Genomic DNA, 18,088 nt, shown 5'->3' with positions numbered 1-18,088 from the left:
AATTTTTGCGAGAAAGAACAGGGCGGTATTTGCAGGTGTTTTTTTGATTAGTTGAAAGGTTTGAATGTTGTAAAGTTTGAAAGTTTGTTTTTTGTGTTAGGTATATGTTGCAGGTTTTTTTTAAAAGTCATGCTGAACTTGTTTTAGTACCCCACAGGCAGAGCCATTTGCAAGGTTTTTTCTTATTTTTTAATTCTTAATTTTGACTTTCTCACGAGCGTTGCCAGTGGCAAACAAGGCTTTAGCCACGGCCTGCCCTGAGCCCCGTCGGCGGGCCGAAAGCAAATACATTTTAGCTTTAAGCTTTCTGCTTCAAACTTAATTGTAACTTTTTTATTGCGATTTTAGCTGGTTAACCAAATTTTCAGCATATTTAATGGTTAATTAATGCCTCATTATCATCATGCGCAAAACCTTACTCTTTTCAGTTTTAACTATTTGCACAACTTTTGCATTCGCACAAAAACCTTCAAAAAAACCGCTCGATCATTCGGTGTACGATACCTGGCAAAGCCTGAGTAACGATCATATCAGCGACGATGGAAAATGGATAGTTTACGTAGTTAAACCCCAGGCCTGGGATGCCAACCTGGTAATTACCGACACCAAAAACACCAATAAAATGGAAGTGCCGCGGGCCGATACCGTACGCCTCACCAGCGATTCGAAATACGCCGTATTTTTGATCCGCCCGTTTTACAAGGATACCCGTATGGCTAAAATTAAAAAGAAAAGCGCCGACGATATGCCGAAAGACACCCTGGGTTTGGTTACATTGGGCAGCCATGAGGTAACCAAAATTCCATCGGTAAAATCCTTCAAAATAGCCGAAAAGGCATCGGTAATTGCCTACCTGGCCAATCCTGTAGCCGATACAACCAAAAAAACGGTACCGGCTGCGCCGGCAGTCACACCACCGGCAGGTGCACCGGCGCGCGGCCAGGGAGGCGGCGGAAGACGCGGCGGAGCAGCAGCGGGCGGAGCAGCCGCACCGGCATCGCGCGATGGCGGCGACATGACCATTAAAAACCTGGTTGATGGCAAGCAGCATACCTACAATTTTGTAACCGACTACGCGATCAGCAAAGACGGTAAATTTGTACTATTTGTGGTTACCGCGCCCGCTAAAAACAACAAAGTAACAACCGGCGTTTACGTGTACAATGCCGCGCTGGATACCGCCAAAGCCATCAGTACCGGCAAAGGCACTTACCGCAGCTTAACGTTTGACGATGCAAGCAAACAGGTTGCTTTTACAGCCGAAAAGAACCCTGAAAAAGCACAGGTTAAACCTTATAAACTATACTATTATAGCTTAACCGGCACCGATAGCGCCAAAGTAATTGCCGCCAACGGCATGGGCGCTATGCCAAAAAAATGGGCCGTTAGCGGCGATGGCCGTGCTTATTTCAGCAAAAACGGTAACGACCTGTTTTTTGGCACCGCGCCGATACCTAAACCTGTTGATACCACCATTGTTGATTTTGAGGTTGCCAAGCTGGACATATGGAACTATAAGGACGATTACATGCAGCCGCAGCAGTTGAATACCCTGCAACGCGACCTGCGCCGCAGCTACCTGGCGGTGATACGCCCGGCAAAAGGCTCAGATATGATCCAGATTGCGGATATAGCTGTGCCCGACCTGGTGATACCGGAAAATGCACGTTACGCTTTAGGCTTATCGGACACCGGCTCGCGTGTGCAAACCCAATGGGAAGGCGGACCGACCATTAAACAGGCTTTTTTAATCGACCTGAACACCGGCGAGCGCAAGCTGATCAACAGCAAGATACGTGCTAATTATACCGTTTCGCCGGGTGATAAATATATCTTCTGGTTCGATTTTAAAGGGCAGAACTGGTATACCTATAACATCGCTACACAAACAACCACCAACATAACCAAAGATATCCCGGTTAAATTTGGCGATGAGCTGAACGACCAGCCGGACGATCCGGCACAATACGGATCGGTTACCTGGACGGAAGGCGACAAAGAAATTTTTATTTACGACAGGTACGATATCTGGAGCATTGACCCTGCAACGGGCAAAGCCACTAACTTTACCAATGGCATCGGCCGTAAACAAAAACTCATTATGCGTTACGTATCAACCGACCCCGAAAAAAGGTATGTTGTGCCCAAACAAACTTTTTGGATGCGTGTGCAGGACGAGGAAACCAAGCAATGGGGTTACTATACCAAAGTAGTTGGTACTGATAAAGAACCTCAAAAAATGGTAATGGGCCCTTACGAGTACAGCCCTATCGGCAAAGCTAAAAATGCCGATAGCTATATTTACACCAAGGCCAGCTACCAGCTTTCGCCAGACTTGTACACCACTACCAACTTTAAAAAAGAAACCAAGCTGAGCGCGACCAACCCGCAGCAGGCTAACTATAACTGGGGTACTGCCGAACTGGTGACCTGGACAACGCCAAAAGGCCACACATCCAAGGGTATCTTATACAAACCGGAGGATTTTGATCCGAATAAGAAATACCCGATGATCGCTTATTTTTATGAGAAACTATCGGATGGTTTATACAGCTACCAGGTGCCCGCGCCAACCCCATCAAGGTTAAACATATCCTACTTTGTGAGCAACGGTTATTTGGTTTTTGCGCCGGATATCAGTTATGAGAACGGCTATCCCGGTCCGTCGGCAGTTGAGTATATCAATTCGGGCGTTGAAGCGTTAAAGAAAAACCCCTGGGTTGATGGTGCACACATCGGCATACAGGGCCAAAGCTGGGGCGGTTACCAGGTTGCCTATTTGGTTACGGTTAATGATATGTACGCGGCTGCCTGGGCAGGAGCGCCCGTTGCCAACATGACATCGGCTTATGGTGGCATCCGCTGGGAAAGCGGCGTAAGCCGTGAGTTTCAGTATGAGCATACCCAAAGCCGTATTGGTGCTACCTTGTGGGAAAAACCCGACCTGTACATTTTGAACTCACCATTATTCCACCTGCCTAACGTGCATACGCCGCTGATGATCATGAGCAACGATGCCGACGGGGCCGTGCCCTGGTACCAGGGCATAGAGTTGTTTAGCGCTATGCGCCGTTTAAACAAACCTGTTTGGCTGCTGCAATACAACGGCGAGGCACACAACCTGGTACAACGCCAAAACCGCAAGGATATACAGATACGCGAGCAGCAATTTTTCGATCACTTTTTAAAGGGCGCGCCTATGCCGGTATGGATGAGTAAGGGCGTACCTGCCGTTGATAAAGGCAAAGAGTGGGGATTTGAACTGGAGAAGTAGGCAAGCCCCTCCCAAACCCTTCCCGGAAGACCGGGTTTTAAAACGATAACAATCGCCCTTTTAAAAGTCTCCCCTCCCGCGGGAGATTTAGAGGGGGCTGGCAAAAAAAAGAGAAAGTCAAACCGGCTTTCTCTTTTTAATTTCTATTAACTGACCTTAATTATTTACCCTAAAGAACGTGTTGTGGTTGAACGATAAATGATTAGTTACGTAAAAGTAAAGCATAGCATGTTAACTCCATATTATTTAACATTCTTTAACACTAAAGTTTTAGTTCACCACTTTTTAAAGATCACAAATACTGCCAGAACGATCAAACCGAAGCCTGCCAGGTGGTTCCAGCCCAGTTTTTCGCCTTTAAAGAACAGCGTGGTAAATATCATAAAGACTGTTAAGGTGATGGCCTCCTGTATGGTTTTGAGCTGCACCAAACTAAACGGGCCGCCGTCACCTTCGTAGCCGGCGCGGTTAGCCGGTACCTGGAACAGGTATTCGAAAAAAGCCAGCCCCCAGCTGATAACGATGAGCGAGATCAGCCCGAGATTTTTGCCCCAGCTAAACTCTTTAAACTTGAGGTGCCCGTACCAGGCAAAGGTCATGAAGGTGTTGGAGATGATAAGGAAGATAATGGTTTTTATTCCGCGCATAGTGTGTTATTTAAAATCCAGGTCATCCTGAATTTGTTTCAGGATCTCACCGGCATTCCGACTTGCATGATGAGATACCGAAACAAGTTCGGCACGACACCTGTTCTATTTCTGTTTCAATTCGGCGTGCAATTTAATCACTTCGTTGCGTTGGATAAGCAGCTTGCGCATATATTTTGTAAGAAACAATTTATTGGCCATCGCGCCAAGCAAACCCAGCGGCGCTTCAAAAATAAAAATGTCGGTCATTAACGTGCCGCCGGCTGCCTCACCGAAGTGATGCTCGTGCCTGAAAGATTTAAAAGCGCCGCTCTGCATCTCATCAACAAACAATACCGGCCTTTGCATTACAGTTATCTTCGAGGTTAGCGTTTGCCATATGCCGAAGTGCCTGGCGCGCCAGGTAACGGTGTCGCCCAATTCGATTAAGCCGCTGGTTCGCCCGGCTATGGCGGTTTCGCGGGTATGTTTGGTCGATTCGACATGCAGGTCGATACTGCGCGACAGGTCGAAACAGGTTTCGATATCAGCTTTAACAAAGGTGTTGAGGCGGATAGTGGGCATGTTGCGTCCAATTTCTTTACCCGTGCTCATGCATCGTTCCCGATCCACCGTTAGTAGATGTCTTGGAGCCGTGGAGAGTTCGTGGTGGCTTACCTGGGATGGCCGGTTCTACAACATTTACTGCGGAAGCATTTACTTTTTCGGCAGTATTGGGCGTTGGGACATTCACCTCTTCGATAGTATAGGTTACCACAATTTTTTTACCAATGTAGTTTTCGGGTATCGGCAGCTCGATAGCGGCTTTATCAGGAGTTATTATCGTACTTTGCATTATCAAACTTATACATTATCAATGTCCGGAACAAATTATTACTCGTTTCGGGTTTGCAGCAGTTCCTTACGGTATCGATCCTGTATCGGCGGTTTAATATCCTCAAACAATAAAATAATGGTACCTTTTTCGCGGGCAAGCGGGTTATCAATTTCGCCAAGTTTTTTGTAGCTGCCGATACAGTTTGCTTTGATCAGCTTTTCGCCGTTGGTAAAATCGCGGCCGGCATAAATGATGTACTTGGCATCGATGTTTTCGGGCGCCCATAGCGCGAAGCTGCTGTTCAGGCAAACCACCTCGGGCAGGTTATACAATTTACCATAATGGTGTATGGCCCCTGCTTCGCCGTAGTTATCGGCATCGATAATGGTTTGTTTACGCTGTTCGGGCGTAAGGCTGTAATACGCTTTGGCAACCTTTTCGGCAAGCTCGTCCCAGCCAAACATATCGCCGTAATCCTGTGTAGTTGGATGAATCTTCTGATCTTCCCATTTCAACGCAAAACCAAAACCCATTTTCTCGCCTGCGAATTTGAATAAAGGCAAGGCCGTTTTAATAGGTATCACAGGCAGCACCAGCGGGAACAATAAAAAGTTAGGAATGATCAGAACTGCGCAAACCACGGTGCGGAAAACTGTATCGCGCACTTTTAAAAACCGCTCAATACCAAATCCGCCCGCGGCAAACAATACGGGGTAAGCGCCAAAGAGATAGTAATTTTTGCCGTTCAGTAACACAAACAAGGCTAAAGTAAACAGGTAAGCAAATCCCAAAAAACGATAAGTGCGCAGTTTGTACGAAAAAAGCAGCCAAATTAAACCCGGTACCCAAACCAATATGGCCGAACCGTTTACCAGCAATTGCTGTAATAAAAAATCTGAGGGTGTGATGTAATCGAGCTGGCTTTCGCGCAGCTTGCGCATATGCGTAACCAGGGGCAGGTGATGGGTAAGCTGCCAGATGATATTAGGCAAAAAGATAACCACCGCAATAGCTACAGCTATCCATACGCCTTTGCTCAGCAATACCTTGCGTTGCCGGCTAATGCCGATACCGATAACCAGGGCGAGGGTATAGAACGCCATAGTATATTTGGTGAGCAGGCCAAACCCAATGGCCAGGCCCAAAAAGTACAGGTATTTTACCAGTTTGGTATTAAAATACCGCACCAGCAGGTAGCCCGACAGCACCCACCAAAGCTGATCGAATACGACGGGTTGCAGCAGGTAATCTGAAGCCAGGAATGCCGGCGCAAAGGTTAACGACAGGCAGGCAACGGTAATGGCAAATTTTCGCCCGCCAAACTCAACCACTGTTAAGCCGGTAAGCAGGATGATGAGCCCCGCACCAATAGTGGTAAATATACGCGCAGCAGCTATCGAAGTGCCGAACAGCCAGGTCGAAGCGGCGGCTATCCACGATATAAATGGCGGTACTTCTTTAAAGCCCCAGGCCAGGTGATCGCCTAAAGCGAGGTGCAGCATTTCATCGCGCTGAAAACCATAATGCGGTAAAGCAAAAACGTTTAATAACAGCCTGAAAACGACAAATAAAAGTATAAAATTGGTATATGCTGATTTGACGTTGCGTTGCGCCATTGTTTAAAATTGGTTAAGATTGATCAGTCGGGCAGATTTGAATGTAATTATCAGCAGGTTAAATACATCGGGTTTATACACTAAAGGTATAAAAAAGGGTAAACATATTTTATGTATTAGTTGCAAATACACTAAATTTGGTTTTGCAATTATTAAACCAACCCCAAAGATTGATGAATCCGGTAACCCTGCATTCAACCGTTCCAACCCTTATCCGTAATACAGTAGCTAACATTCATCCCGATACCGATACTTTTATGATCCATAAAGTTAAGGATACCTGGGCGGGGATCAGCTATCGCGAAGCACTGACCAGGATCGATGCCATATCGGCCTGGTTTTTGAACATCGGCATCAAAAAGGGCGACCGGCTGGCGCTCATCATCGAAAATGGCCCCGATTATGTGTATTACGACCAGGCCCTGCAGCAGATAGGCGCAGTGAATACTTCGGTATACCCTACCCTGAGCGAAGCCGATATCGAGTACATCCTGAACGATTCGGGGGCGAAAACTATCCTGGTGGGCAGCCCGTTCTTACTACGCAAAATAGTGAAGATAGCCAATAACTGCTCCGAACTGCTGCGTATCATACCGGCTTTTGATGATTTTGAAAAACATACCGATAAAGCAAATATCAACGCCGGAGTAGTTGGTTTAAAGGATGTTATTGACGAAGGGCTTGTACTTACAGACAAATACATAACTGCTATCAACGCTGCGCGCGAAGCTATTATTCCGAGCGACCTGTCGTGCCTGATCTATACTTCGGGTACCACGGGCACCCCTAAAGGCGTAATGCTTACCCACTCCAATCTGGTAGAGAACGTGCGCGTTTGCCTCGACCAGATACCGGTAATTGATGAGCACGAGACTTTCCTGTCGTTTTTGCCGCTCTCGCATGTATTTGAGCGTACCGCAACTTACCACGTTTGCCTGGCCAAAGGCTGTAAAATTGCCTTTGCGCAAAGCCTCGACCTGCTGGCCAAAAACATGGGCGAAGTAAGGCCAACAGTAATGAACTGCGTGCCCCGTTTGCTGGAGCGCATACACGATAAGGCCATGAAGAATGGCACATCGGCAGGCGGCGCCAAAGCCAAAATATTTTTATGGGCGTTGGGCATTGGCCGTAAGCACCGCATGGTGCTCGAGGCCGGCAAAAAGCCCAACATCATACTGCAACAACAGTTTAAGCTGGCCGATAAGCTCGTGTTCAGCAAAATAAAAGAACGTACAGGCGGGCGCTTAAAATTTATGATATCGGGCGGCGGCGCATTGCCTAAAAACATAGGCGAATTTTTTGGCGACCTGGGCATTAAGATACTGGAAGGCTTCGGGTTGACGGAAACATCGCCGGTAATGTCGGTAACCGAATATCACCGCCAGGTTTACGGCACCGTTGGCCGGATAATACCCGGCATCGAGGTGGCGATACAAAACGTGGATACCGGGCACATCCATACCATACAAACGCACGAATCGTTTAACGAAGCGTTCCAATCCGAAGAAGGCGAGATCATCGTACGCGGGCATTGCGTCATGAAAGGCTACTGGAACAAACCGCAGGAAACTTCGGTTGCTATTGATACCGATGGCTGGTTCCATACCGGCGATATCGGCCGTTTTTTTAAAGGCAACCTGCAAATAACCGATCGTTTGAAAAACATGCTGGTCAACGCCTATGGCAAAAATGTGTATCCTACCCCGGTCGAAAACACTTACCTCAAGAGCCCGAAAATTGAGGGCATGTTTTTAGTTGGCGATAAGCGCGAATACATCACAGCCATTGTTATCCCGGCAAGGGAAACCCTGCAGGAAACGTTCGGGCTCGATGACAAATTTTTTGAGAACCCCGAAGTATTTATCGACGACCAGCAGATAGTTGACTGGATAGCGCAGGACATCCGAAAGTACTCGAACGAGCTGGCCAAATTCGAGCGCATCAAAAACTTCAAGATCAAACGCAACCCTTTCAGCATGGATGAGGGCGAGATAACCCCGACCATGAAGGCCAAACGCAAGGTGATCGAAAAGAAATATGCCGACGCGATAGAGGAAATGTACCTGCAGGAGGCGGAAGCGGAGTAGGATAATCATTAGGTCGTTTATCATCGTGTCATTGCGAGGCACGAAGCAATCGCTTGCTATGCAGATAGGACTTGCAGAGCGGCTTTGCCTATGTGCGATTGCTTCGTGCCTCGCAATGACAAGTGGAAGATTTTGTATATTGGTTGATGCTTAAAACGCATCAATATTTCGTATATATACTAACCAATAAATACAATACGGTATTATACGTAGGTGTTACCAGTAACTTAGAAAGTAGAGTTTTGGAACATAAACTTGGTGTTAACAATGGTTTTACTAAACGTTATGCATGTAATAAATTGGTTTATTTTGAAAAGTATCAATGGATACAGGATGCAATAACTCGCGAAAAAGCAATTGAAAGCAGGTTCGCGACAAGCAAAAATCAATTTAATTATTGCCGACAATCCGAATTGGAATGATCTAAGTAATGGTTGGTACGATTAACCTATCCCAAACTCTCTTATTGCAACTGCGGAAATCGCTTGCTATGCAGATCGGACTTGCAGAGCTGTCTTGCCCATGTGCGATTGCTTTTCTGAAGCAAGTTCCGGGTAGATCAATAAGCCAAAATCACCTTTCGGTATATCGCACCGGATGGCAGGCAACTCATTTGGGTATCGGCACGTGTATAATGCTGAATTATCACGTATGAGAATAACTCTTTTTAGCCTGACCTTATTGACAACCATCGGCTGTTTTACGGCCAGCGCACAACAGCAAGACCTGAAAATACCGCAACCCAGCACCCTGCAAAAAATAGAGCAGGATTTTGGTTTGGGCACCATCTCCATAGCTTATTCGCGCCCTAATGCCCTGGGCCGTAAAGTATTTAACGGCATGGAACCTTATGGTATAGTTTGGCGCACCGGGGCCAATTCGGCAACGGTAATTAAGTTTACCGATACGGTTACCATGGCCGGCCACCAGGTTTTGCCCGGCACGTATGGTTTTTTTACCATCCCGGGTAAAGACGAGTGGACCATCATCTTAAACAAAGTAGCCAAACAATGGGGTGCTTATAGTTATGATGCCAAACAGGATGTGCTTCGGTTTACCGTTAAACCTGCAAAGCTGGATAAACCAACAGAAACATTTACCATGATGTTCAGCAATACAACACCAGAGTACACTAATTTACACCTGATGTGGGAAACCACCGATGTGGTCATCCCCTTTGTTACAGATGTTGACGCACGCGTGATGGGCAATATCGCGTTGGCGATGAAGGGCCAGAACAAGCCTTATTATTTTGCTGCTATTTACTATCATAACCACAACAAGGATATGAACACGGCCCTGGAGTGGATAAACGAAGCCGATAAAGCCAGTCCGGATGCGTACAACATTAAATACTGGAAAGCCCGTATCCTGTTAAAAAAAGGTGATACCCAGGCGGCCGCTGCATCGGCCAGCGAAGGCCTGAAGCTTGCCGAAAAAGAAGCCAACCCCGAATACATCCGCCTGAATAAAGAGGTACTTGCCCAGGCAGCTAAAAAGTAAAACCAAACGACCCTACTACCTATCTATCTAAAACATGCGTATTACTTTTTTATGGGTCATTGCTTTGTTATGCGTTGCCCTATCATCGTGTAATAAAACAGGCAATGGCCCGGCTGCGGGGGCAGGCCAAACCCAGCCTCCGGGCGCCGCTTCAGTACTGATAACGTCGTTTGCTCCGTCTGGCGGCCCGGCGGGTACGCAAGTAACCATCACCGGTTCGGGGTTTAGTATCAACATGGCCGAAAACGAGGTTAGTTTTAACGGCGTACGGGCAGTTGTATTATCTGCTACAGCTACTGCGCTTACGGTTACCGTTCCGGCAACGGCTGGCCCGGGCAAAATAAGTGTTAAAAGGGATATATCAACAGCCAGTTCGGCTACTGATTTTAATTATGTATATCATGTAAGTACCCTTGCCGGTGATGGAGCCCGGGGTATGACCAACGGGCCGGGAAATACTGCCAGATTTTACGAGCCTTACGGCGTAGCCACCGATGCGGCGGGTAATGTTTATGTTGCCGATGCCAGTAACAACATGATACGCAAAATAACACCCGCAGGGTTAGTAAGCACCCTTGCGGGCAACGGCACCATAGGATATAAGGATGGCGACGGTGCGATGGCACAATTCAACTATCCGCATGGCCTGGCGGTTGACGCCGCCGGAAATGTATTTGTTGCCGAGGCGGGCGGGAACATGATCCGGAAGATTACGCCGGATGGCATAGTAAGCACGCTGGCCGGCAATGGCAATGCCGGTTTTGTTAATGGTACGGGCGCACAGGCAGAATTTAACTTCCCGGCTGATATTGCTATCGATGCGGCGGGGAACCTGTTCGTTACCGATGGCAACAACAAATGTATCCGTAAGGTAACACAAACGGGTGTGGTAACCACCTATGCTGCAGGGTTTGGTTTCCCCGAAGGCATTGCTATGGATGCTGCCGGGAATATATTTGTTGCCGATGCAGCCAGCTTTGTAATACGCAAGGTAAACCATGCCGGCATGGTAAGCATACTGGCCGGCAGCGAAGCCGAGCTGAACTATGTGAATGGGCCGGGCAACGTGGCCCGCTTTCATAACCCCGAAGGAATAGCCATAGACAAACGGGGAAACCTATATATAGGCGATCTGAACGCAGCTGTACGCAGGATAACACCTGATGGCGTAGTTAGTACGATAGCGGGTAACGGCACTACTGATTTTATCGACGGGCCGGGGCCTGATTCGAGGTTCCATGAGCCGAGCGGCATAGCTACCGATACCAATGGCAGTATCTTCGTATGCGACGTGATCAACCAGCGGATACGCAAGCTGCAATAAACAAATCTGTTAATGCTTTAATATGTTTAAATGCATGGCAAATTAATTAAGTTTGCTTTTCACGATTGACTTATGAAGCATCTTAAATCAGCACTGATCATCACTTTTCTTTTCGCGGCAACTTTTGTTTACGCGCAGCAGGCGCCGGTAACCGCGGCAAACACCATGGATATTAACGGCAAGCTTTGGGCCAGCCTGTGGCAACAAAAAGCTGCCGAGTACAGGGCCCTGTGTTTCCAGGCGTATAATATTGCACACCTGCGTGCCGACCAGGCCGTACTGAAAAGCAGCACAAAACCTAAAGTTATTATTACCGATATTGATGAGACGTTGTTGGACAATAGCCCGAACGCCGTATCGCAGGCGCTGAAAGGCCGAAACTACGAACAGGCAGCCTGGCTAAACTGGACCAGCAAAGCTGCAGCCGATACCGTACCGGGCGCACCTGCGTTTTTAAAATACGCGGCCAAAAAAGGCATCACCATTTATTACATTACCAACCGCAGCGAGGCCGAACGTGCCAGCACGCTGAAGAACCTGCAGAAATACGGCTTCCCCAATGCCGATGATGCGCACCTGCTGCTGCGCGGCAATACCCCGAGCAAGGAAGAACGCCGCCGGCAGGTGATGAAGGATAATGAAGTGATTATGCTGTTAGGCGATAACCTGGCCGATTTTTCGGCTTTGTTCGATCATAAAACCGTGGCCGAGCGCCTGCAAAATACCGAAGCCGAAGCAGCGCAGTTCGGGAATAAATTCATCGTACTGCCCAATGCTGATTATGGCGATTGGGAGAGCGCCCTGTATGATTACAAGTACAACCTGACACCCGAGCAAAAGGAGGCTATTTTGAAAAAGGGGTTGAAAGGGGAGTAACTGCCGGATAGATGCAAACGCGGAAGGCTAAAACCATATTAACAACCATAGTTTTATTGATGAGCGTAATAGAAACGCCACTTTTCTATTATTATACTTACGGCTTTTTTACCTTTATCCTTTTCGTCCCGTACGGTTTAACCGGACTCATTTTAAGTATTGTCCTGTTAAAAAGCATTTTAAAATATAAATCAACTAATACCGCTTATCATATCTGTGGTTTAATTATCAGCGTTGTTGTTGGCACTCCATCTGCATTCAAAGAGAATAAGATGGAGTACCTGGATTGGAAATTAAGGATAGACGAGCGTCAGCAAATAGTTAATGATATTAAAAATGGTGTGTTAAAGCCCAACGCGGATGGAAAGTTTATTTTAACAGGTGATTATCTGTTACCTATCGGAGACATTAATGTATCTCACGACAAAGATGGCTTCATTGAGGTAGAATTTATTACTGATGCTGGCTTTATTGACCACTATTCGGCCCTGGTTTATACTGAAAGAAAGATCAAAGTTAGATCGGCATTTAGTAACGTGACTTCGGATATGGACGAGCACTGGTACACTATACATTATTAAGGCGTTTCTTTTCGGGCTGGGCTATCTCTAACATGGGGTCTACCAAAAGTCATAATTTACAATTACCAGAATAATGCAGAATTATCGTCGCAAATTAGTGCAAATCAAAAACCGGATTATGAACGATCAAACCGCACTATTTGTGAAAATGGCCCTCGATGGCTGGAATACGCAAAACAAACGTTTTACCGACCTCATCAACAAACTGAGTGATGAGCAATTGCATGCCGAAACCGCACCAGGACGAAACAGCGGTATTTACCTGCTGGGCCACCTGGCTGCCGTAAACGATGCCATGCTGCCCCTGTTTGGCTTTGGCCAAAGGCTGCACCCCGAATGGGAAGAGGTGTTTTTAAGGAACCCAGATAAATCTGGCCTTCCCAAACCACCGGTTGCCGAGCTGAAGGCCGAATTGGAAAAGATCAATGCGCAGCTGCACCTCAACTTCGCTAAAATGCAACCGCAAGAGTGGTTAGGTAAACATGCCGCTGTTTCGGCTGAGGATTTTGCCAACGAGCCGCACCGCAACAAGCTGAATGTGCTGCTCAACCGGACATCGCACATGGCTTATCATTTGGGGCAAATGGCCTATTTGAGCTGAAAGCAGAAAGGTTAAAGCTTAAAGCAAAAAAGCGTTTTGGATGACTTCAAGACGCTTTTTTGTTTGGATAATTGATCGTTTTTAAGTATATTTAAAGATGAGCGAGCATGAATTTCACTAATTGAGGCGAATTACACTGACTGAAAAATACCCATATTTACCCATGTGCTTTGAGGCGGAAGCAAGAAGCTTCAAATCCCGAAGAATAGCGATGTATAAACGGATTGCGTTAGGGATAGCAGTGGATACCGGCCGTCGCTGGGGCTCAGGGCGGGCCGCGGCTAATGCCTGCAGGCGTATGAACGCCCGCCTGCCGGACGGGCAGGGATAGCCCGGCCACAGGCAACGCCCAAAGAAAAGTCAAAATTTTAAATTAAAAAGTCAAAAAAATCCTTGCAAATGGCTCTGCCTGTGGGGTACTGAAACAAGTTCAGCATGACTTATTTTTAATACCTGTAACCTCTATGCTCAACACAAAAAACCAACTTTCAAACTTTACAACTTTCAAACTTTTCAACGACAGTAAAACAACCATCAATACTCCCATGCTCACAATGATAAATGGCCTGATGATAATAATGATCTACCCGTGTACAAATAAGCCAGTTGCAAAAGCATATAAAATTTTCTCCTGCCAGCCGGCAGGCTGGTACAATTTCCCCCCTACCGGTATAATACAAACAGATAAAACAGGCTAAATTAAAATCATCTGCATATCCGCACATTTACACACCTGTACATTTTTTTAATATCTTGTAATAAAAAGCAATACCCCGTATCTAAACCGAAAAAAAATTATAGAACATGGCTGAACAGCAGGATAAATACATTTTAAAAGTAGAGGGCCTGAGCGTGGAGTACGGCCCTGTAAAAGCAGTAAAAAACGTAAGTTTTGATGTGCTGCAGGGTGAGATATTTGGCTTGCTCGGGCCGAACGGCGCAGGCAAAACCAGTACGCTGAGCTCGATTGAAGGACTGGTAAAATTTAAAACGGGCAGCATCATCGTCGACGGGCAGGACGTGCGCCAGAAACCTTTACATGCCAAAGCCGCCATGGGCGTGCAGCTGCAATCGACAAGTTTCCAACCCGAACTGAATGTGGTTGAGATATTGCGCCTTTTCGGCAGCATTTACGGCGTACAGATGGATAAGGGCAAAATACAGGAGATATTAAAGGAAATTGGTTTGGAGGATGCTTCGGCTAAAAAGTTCAGCCAGTTATCGGGCGGGCAACAGCAAAGGGTATCGCTCATTATCGCCACTATCCACAATCCGCGCCTGGTATTGCTGGATGAACCTACTACCGGCCTCGACCCGCAGGCCCGCCGCCAGCTTTGGGAACGTATTGAAGGCATCCGTGAACGCGGCCACGCTGTATTACTCACCACCCATAGCATGGAGGAAGCCGAAGCCGTTTGCGACCGCATCGCCATCGTGGATCACGGTCAGGTAATCGCTATCGATACACCGCAGAACATGATCGACAAATACCGTAACGACCCGGAAGTGATCGCGGTATCGCGCCGTGGCAAAATAACTTTAGAGGACGTATTTATCGCATTAACCGGTCGCGCCGTACGCGCTTAATTAACTTAACACATGGAAACAACTATACCTAAATCATCAACGGCACTGGCTGCTCTGCTTCGTGCCGATTTTACAACCTTATTTCGTAACCGCCGCTCGGTAGTACTGGCCTTGCTGGTACCCAATATTATCCTGATAAGCTGGAAGGGCCTGGTAAAACATGCCGGCGGGCCCTTTGTGCTGGCTACCGGTGTGGTTATCGGCTTAATGGCCATCGGCCTGATGGGTTATACCATTTCGATAACGCGCGACAGGGACAAGGGCATTTTTCAGCGTTTACGTGTGGCTCCCCTGCCTACATGGACCATTATGCTGAGCCGCATCATTGTGCAGCTATTTATGATTATGCTGTTAACCTTAGTGGTTTTTGTGGTGGGCTACCAGTTTGATGGTATTTTACTTTCGACCGGGGGCTATATACTGACCTTTTTTGTAGCCTTTATCGGCGGCGCAGTGTACCTGTGCCTGGGCCAGTTAATTGCGGGTTTAGTAAAGAACCCCGAAACGGTTAACGCCACCACCCGCCTGGTATATTTTCTGTTTATGATGACAGGGATGTTTGGCGATATAGCACAGTTCAGCGATATGGGCAAACTGGGGCCATACTTAACTTCGATGGCGCATTGGTCGCCATACGGCTGCGTAAAAATTATGCTGCAAGCCAGTATGGAGCCGGCCAAATGGGGGCATGATAACAATGTTGCGCTGATGGCATCAGTAGCATATGCCATCGTATTCGCAGCTGTCGGCATTAAAAACTTCAAGTGGGAATCGAGGTAAATATGCAGATGAATTAATGTGCAGATATGCAAATTGATTAGCTAATACCCATCCATTCTCATTTACACATCTGCATATTTGCACATCAAGTTAAACGTTAAACTTTTTTTGAGTTGATTTGTCCTAATCTATATGTTTACCAAAACAAAACATCTCAGAATGAAAAATTCCCTTAAAATTTTCATATTGGCGTTGTTCCTGTCGCTTAGTTCGGCAGTAACATTCGCCCAGGTTAGCGTAGGTTTATCGGTTAGGATAGGCCCGCCGCCATTGCCTGTTTATGTGCAGCCGCCCTGCCCTGTCGACGGGTATATCTGGACGCCCGGTTACTGGGCCTATAACGATGTCGACGGTTATTACTGGGTACCCGGCGCATGGGTAGCGCCACCTGATCCGGGCTATTTGTGGACGCCCGGCTATTGGGGTTACGACGGCGGTTTTTACCGTTTCCACCCCGGTTACTGGGGTTTGCACGTAGGTTATTACGGCGGCATTAATTATGGCTTTGGTTACATCGGGGTTGGTTTTGTGGGCGGCGCCTGGTATGGCGGCCATTTCCGCTATAATACCGCTGTAGTTAACGTAAACCGCACGGTGATACATAATACGTATGTCGATCGTACGGTCATCCGCAACGTATCAAACAACCGTACCAGCTTTAACGGCCCGGGCGGTGTACATGCAAGCCCCCGCCCGCAGGAGCGTATAGCTATGAACGAACGCCATATTTCGCCTACCAGCCAGCAGGTATCGCATCAAACCATGGCCAGCCGCGACAGGAACCAGTTTGCATCGGCAAACCACGGCAAACCGCATACAACTGCTGTAGACAGAGTAAGCAGTCGTCCGTTCAACCAGCAGAACCGCACACCAAACGGCGGAGCGCCGCACCGGCCCAATGGTTTTGGCAATCACGGGCGGCCTGAGCAACATGCAGCACCAACACAGCAAAACCATCCGCAACCACAACAACGTGGCGGCTTTGGGCAACCTCATGGACAACCGCAGCCGCAGATGCACCAGCCGCAAATGCGCCAGCAACATCAGCCACAGCCAATGCAGCGCCCTGTACAGGCGCCGCCTCAGCAACGCAACGTTGCTCCGGGCTACGGGCAGCCGCGCGGTGGTTTCGGGCAACCCCGCGGAGGAGGTGGTGGCCGACCTGCCGGAGGCGGCGCTCATGGCGGCGGCCACGGCAGGCATGGATAAGCCATAAACTTTTTTCTGTATAACAGAACAGCCATTACCCCGCACAGGATATGGCTGTTTTAGTTTGCGTAAATCGATTGAGCCGCTATTTGGCTTGCGGGTCGAATTTAACCACACTATTATTAACAGGTTTTATGGTGCGGAGATATGCATAAACAGCCGAGAGGTCGCTGTCGGTCATCTTCGAAAAAGTGTTGTACGGCATAATGGTGTTAAAATCGCCGGTATGGATGGCCGGAAGGTTTTTGCCCTGGTATTTGCGGATGGCCGCAAAGAATTGAGCCTTGTTCCACAAGCCGATACCTGTTTCCTTATCGGGTGTAATGTTAGCTGTGCGTACTACCCCGCCTGTATACATGCGAAAAGGATTGCCTCCGGCCAGGTCCATCCCCGGTAGGGGCTGCCCCTTATCATCCTGCGGGGTGTGGCAATCGGCACAACCGGCAAATGCTACCAGGTACTTACCGTAAGCCACGGTGTCGGCCGGGTTTGGTCTTTGCGTAAAGGCAGGCTTTTGCGGCATGGTATTGATAAGAATGCTCACCGGGAAATCGCGCGTGGCTTCGGGGATATTATCCTTAGCTACTGAAGGTATGGTACGTAAATAGGCTATAATAGCATAAATATCCATTTTATCCATCTTACCAAAAGTGAGGTAAGGCATAATGGGGAACAGGGGTTTACCTTTCCGGGTTTCGCCGGTAGTGATCACCTTAAACAGTTCGCCATCGGTATACTTGCTCATGGCATAAGGTGTAATATTAGGCGAAAAGAAACTGCCCGGCAGGCCGAACTCATGCCCGAACTTTAAACCGCCTGCGCCTATGCTATCGGTATAAACGGGGAAAGTTAAACGGTTAGGGTCGCGCGGCGAGTGGCAGTCCATACAACCCGCTACCGAAGTGACGAGGTATTTGCCCCGTTCGATATTGGCCGCGGTGAGCGGGACCTTCAGATCGGGCGCCGGCCCTACATTGGGCAGGGCCGTCTTCACGTAGGTAATGCCTGCGGTAATTATGACCACTACGGCCAAAACCAGGAAGAGAATGACTTTAAAAAACTTTTTCATGATAAGGTAAGGTTTGATGGTTATTGAACTTTTAACGGCAACTTAACCTGTTAACAGACAGTGAACTAATATAGCAAAACAATCGAAATTACGAAAATAAGTACTGGCAGATAGCGA

16 protein-coding genes are annotated in these 18,088 nt (G+C 47.7%); 11 read left to right on the top strand and 5 right to left on the bottom strand.

Annotation, left to right across the window (positions count from 1 at the left end; translation table 11 throughout):
* Positions 1–403: 403 nt before the first annotated feature.
* Positions 404–3,274 carry a prolyl oligopeptidase family serine peptidase gene (locus tag BEL04_RS14225; RefSeq protein ID WP_066004994.1) on the top strand — a complete coding sequence of 957 codons (2,871 nt, stop codon included), beginning with the start codon at positions 404–406 and terminating at the stop codon, positions 3,272–3,274.
* A gap of 275 nt (positions 3,275–3,549) precedes the next feature.
* Here BEL04_RS14225 and BEL04_RS14220 read toward each other — a convergent pair whose 3' ends face one another.
* The 4 genes from BEL04_RS14220 to BEL04_RS14205 all read right to left on the bottom strand — a co-directional run bounded on the left by BEL04_RS14220 (position 3,550) and on the right by BEL04_RS14205 (position 6,354).
* On the bottom strand, positions 3,550–3,921 hold the full coding sequence (locus BEL04_RS14220) for a DMT family protein (protein ID WP_066004992.1): 372 nt from the start codon (positions 3,919–3,921) through the stop codon (positions 3,550–3,552).
* Positions 3,922–4,026: 105 nt separating this feature from the next.
* Positions 4,027–4,485: an SRPBCC family protein gene (locus BEL04_RS14215; protein ID WP_066004990.1), complete on the bottom strand. Its 459-nt coding sequence runs from the start codon at positions 4,483–4,485 to the stop codon at positions 4,027–4,029.
* A gap of 16 nt (positions 4,486–4,501) precedes the next feature.
* Positions 4,502–4,756 (bottom strand): hypothetical protein, encoded by a 255-nt coding sequence (locus BEL04_RS14210; protein ID WP_066004989.1) that lies wholly within the window; start codon positions 4,754–4,756, stop codon positions 4,502–4,504.
* 38 nt (positions 4,757–4,794) lie between these two features.
* Positions 4,795–6,354 (bottom strand): glycosyltransferase family 39 protein, encoded by a 1,560-nt coding sequence (locus tag BEL04_RS14205; RefSeq protein WP_066004988.1) that lies wholly within the window; start codon positions 6,352–6,354, stop codon positions 4,795–4,797.
* Between the two features lie 173 nt (positions 6,355–6,527).
* On the opposite strand from BEL04_RS14205, the gene BEL04_RS14200 reads away from it, so the two are divergent.
* From BEL04_RS14200 to BEL04_RS14150, 10 genes are all read left to right on the top strand, one after another.
* Positions 6,528–8,441: a long-chain fatty acid--CoA ligase gene (locus BEL04_RS14200; protein ID WP_066004987.1), complete on the top strand. Its 1,914-nt coding sequence runs from the start codon at positions 6,528–6,530 to the stop codon at positions 8,439–8,441.
* 146 nt (positions 8,442–8,587) lie between these two features.
* Positions 8,588–8,863 carry a GIY-YIG nuclease family protein gene (locus BEL04_RS14195; protein WP_254659588.1) on the top strand — a complete coding sequence of 92 codons (276 nt, stop codon included), beginning with the start codon at positions 8,588–8,590 and terminating at the stop codon, positions 8,861–8,863.
* Positions 8,864–9,092: 229 nt separating this feature from the next.
* Positions 9,093–9,944, top strand: a complete 852-nt coding sequence (locus tag BEL04_RS14190) for a DUF2911 domain-containing protein (RefSeq protein ID WP_066004984.1) — start codon at positions 9,093–9,095, stop codon at positions 9,942–9,944.
* Positions 9,945–9,978: 34 nt separating this feature from the next.
* Positions 9,979–11,268 (top strand): IPT/TIG domain-containing protein, encoded by a 1,290-nt coding sequence (locus tag BEL04_RS14185; RefSeq protein WP_083227931.1) that lies wholly within the window; start codon positions 9,979–9,981, stop codon positions 11,266–11,268.
* A gap of 72 nt (positions 11,269–11,340) precedes the next feature.
* A complete protein-coding gene (locus BEL04_RS14180; protein WP_066004982.1) occupies positions 11,341–12,144 on the top strand; it encodes a 5'-nucleotidase, lipoprotein e(P4) family in 804 nt (267 codons plus the stop codon).
* 11 nt (positions 12,145–12,155) lie between these two features.
* Entirely contained in the window at positions 12,156–12,725 is a 570-nt protein-coding gene (locus tag BEL04_RS14175) for a hypothetical protein (RefSeq protein ID WP_066004980.1), read from the top strand.
* 118 nt (positions 12,726–12,843) lie between these two features.
* Complete coding sequence (locus tag BEL04_RS14170) at positions 12,844–13,326, top strand: DinB family protein (RefSeq protein WP_066005305.1); 483 nt, start codon at positions 12,844–12,846, stop codon at positions 13,324–13,326.
* 804 nt (positions 13,327–14,130) lie between these two features.
* On the top strand, positions 14,131–14,913 hold the full coding sequence (locus tag BEL04_RS14160) for an ABC transporter ATP-binding protein (RefSeq protein WP_066004975.1): 783 nt from the start codon (positions 14,131–14,133) through the stop codon (positions 14,911–14,913).
* 12 nt (positions 14,914–14,925) lie between these two features.
* A complete protein-coding gene (locus BEL04_RS14155) occupies positions 14,926–15,693 on the top strand; it encodes an ABC transporter permease (protein WP_066004973.1) in 768 nt (255 codons plus the stop codon).
* A 159-nt stretch (positions 15,694–15,852) separates the two neighbouring features.
* The gene (locus tag BEL04_RS14150) at positions 15,853–16,902 is read left to right on the top strand and encodes a YXWGXW repeat-containing protein (protein WP_083227947.1); all 1,050 of its coding nucleotides are present in this window, start codon (positions 15,853–15,855) and stop codon (positions 16,900–16,902) included.
* 85 nt (positions 16,903–16,987) lie between these two features.
* Here the strand turns inward: BEL04_RS14150 and BEL04_RS14145 are convergent, their stop codons facing one another.
* Complete coding sequence (locus BEL04_RS14145; RefSeq protein ID WP_066004969.1) at positions 16,988–17,971, bottom strand: cytochrome c; 984 nt, start codon at positions 17,969–17,971, stop codon at positions 16,988–16,990.
* Positions 17,972–18,088 lie beyond the last annotated feature (117 nt).

It is taken from the genome of Mucilaginibacter sp. PPCGB 2223 (assembly GCF_001705515.1).
Taxonomy (GTDB): Bacteria; Bacteroidota; Bacteroidia; order Sphingobacteriales; family Sphingobacteriaceae; genus Mucilaginibacter.
This window is presented reverse-complemented; position numbering and strand designations above follow the sequence as displayed.

Coding starts and splice junctions, on each gene's coding strand:
- BEL04_RS14225 (WP_066004994.1), top strand. CDS start 404: ATGCGCAAAACCTTACTCTTTTCAGTTTTAACTATTTGCACAACTTTT.
- BEL04_RS14220 (WP_066004992.1), bottom strand. CDS start 3,921: ATGCGCGGAATAAAAACCATTATCTTCCTTATCATCTCCAACACCTTC.
- BEL04_RS14215 (WP_066004990.1), bottom strand. CDS start 4,485: ATGCCCACTATCCGCCTCAACACCTTTGTTAAAGCTGATATCGAAACC.
- BEL04_RS14210 (WP_066004989.1), bottom strand. CDS start 4,756: ATGCAAAGTACGATAATAACTCCTGATAAAGCCGCTATCGAGCTGCCG.
- BEL04_RS14205 (WP_066004988.1), bottom strand. CDS start 6,354: ATGGCGCAACGCAACGTCAAATCAGCATATACCAATTTTATACTTTTA.
- BEL04_RS14200 (WP_066004987.1), top strand. CDS start 6,528: ATGAATCCGGTAACCCTGCATTCAACCGTTCCAACCCTTATCCGTAAT.
- BEL04_RS14195 (WP_254659588.1), top strand. CDS start 8,588: ATGCTTAAAACGCATCAATATTTCGTATATATACTAACCAATAAATAC.
- BEL04_RS14190 (WP_066004984.1), top strand. CDS start 9,093: ATGAGAATAACTCTTTTTAGCCTGACCTTATTGACAACCATCGGCTGT.
- BEL04_RS14185 (WP_083227931.1), top strand. CDS start 9,979: ATGCGTATTACTTTTTTATGGGTCATTGCTTTGTTATGCGTTGCCCTA.
- BEL04_RS14180 (WP_066004982.1), top strand. CDS start 11,341: ATGAAGCATCTTAAATCAGCACTGATCATCACTTTTCTTTTCGCGGCA.
- BEL04_RS14175 (WP_066004980.1), top strand. CDS start 12,156: ATGCAAACGCGGAAGGCTAAAACCATATTAACAACCATAGTTTTATTG.
- BEL04_RS14170 (WP_066005305.1), top strand. CDS start 12,844: ATGAACGATCAAACCGCACTATTTGTGAAAATGGCCCTCGATGGCTGG.
- BEL04_RS14160 (WP_066004975.1), top strand. CDS start 14,131: ATGGCTGAACAGCAGGATAAATACATTTTAAAAGTAGAGGGCCTGAGC.
- BEL04_RS14155 (WP_066004973.1), top strand. CDS start 14,926: ATGGAAACAACTATACCTAAATCATCAACGGCACTGGCTGCTCTGCTT.
- BEL04_RS14150 (WP_083227947.1), top strand. CDS start 15,853: ATGAAAAATTCCCTTAAAATTTTCATATTGGCGTTGTTCCTGTCGCTT.
- BEL04_RS14145 (WP_066004969.1), bottom strand. CDS start 17,971: ATGAAAAAGTTTTTTAAAGTCATTCTCTTCCTGGTTTTGGCCGTAGTG.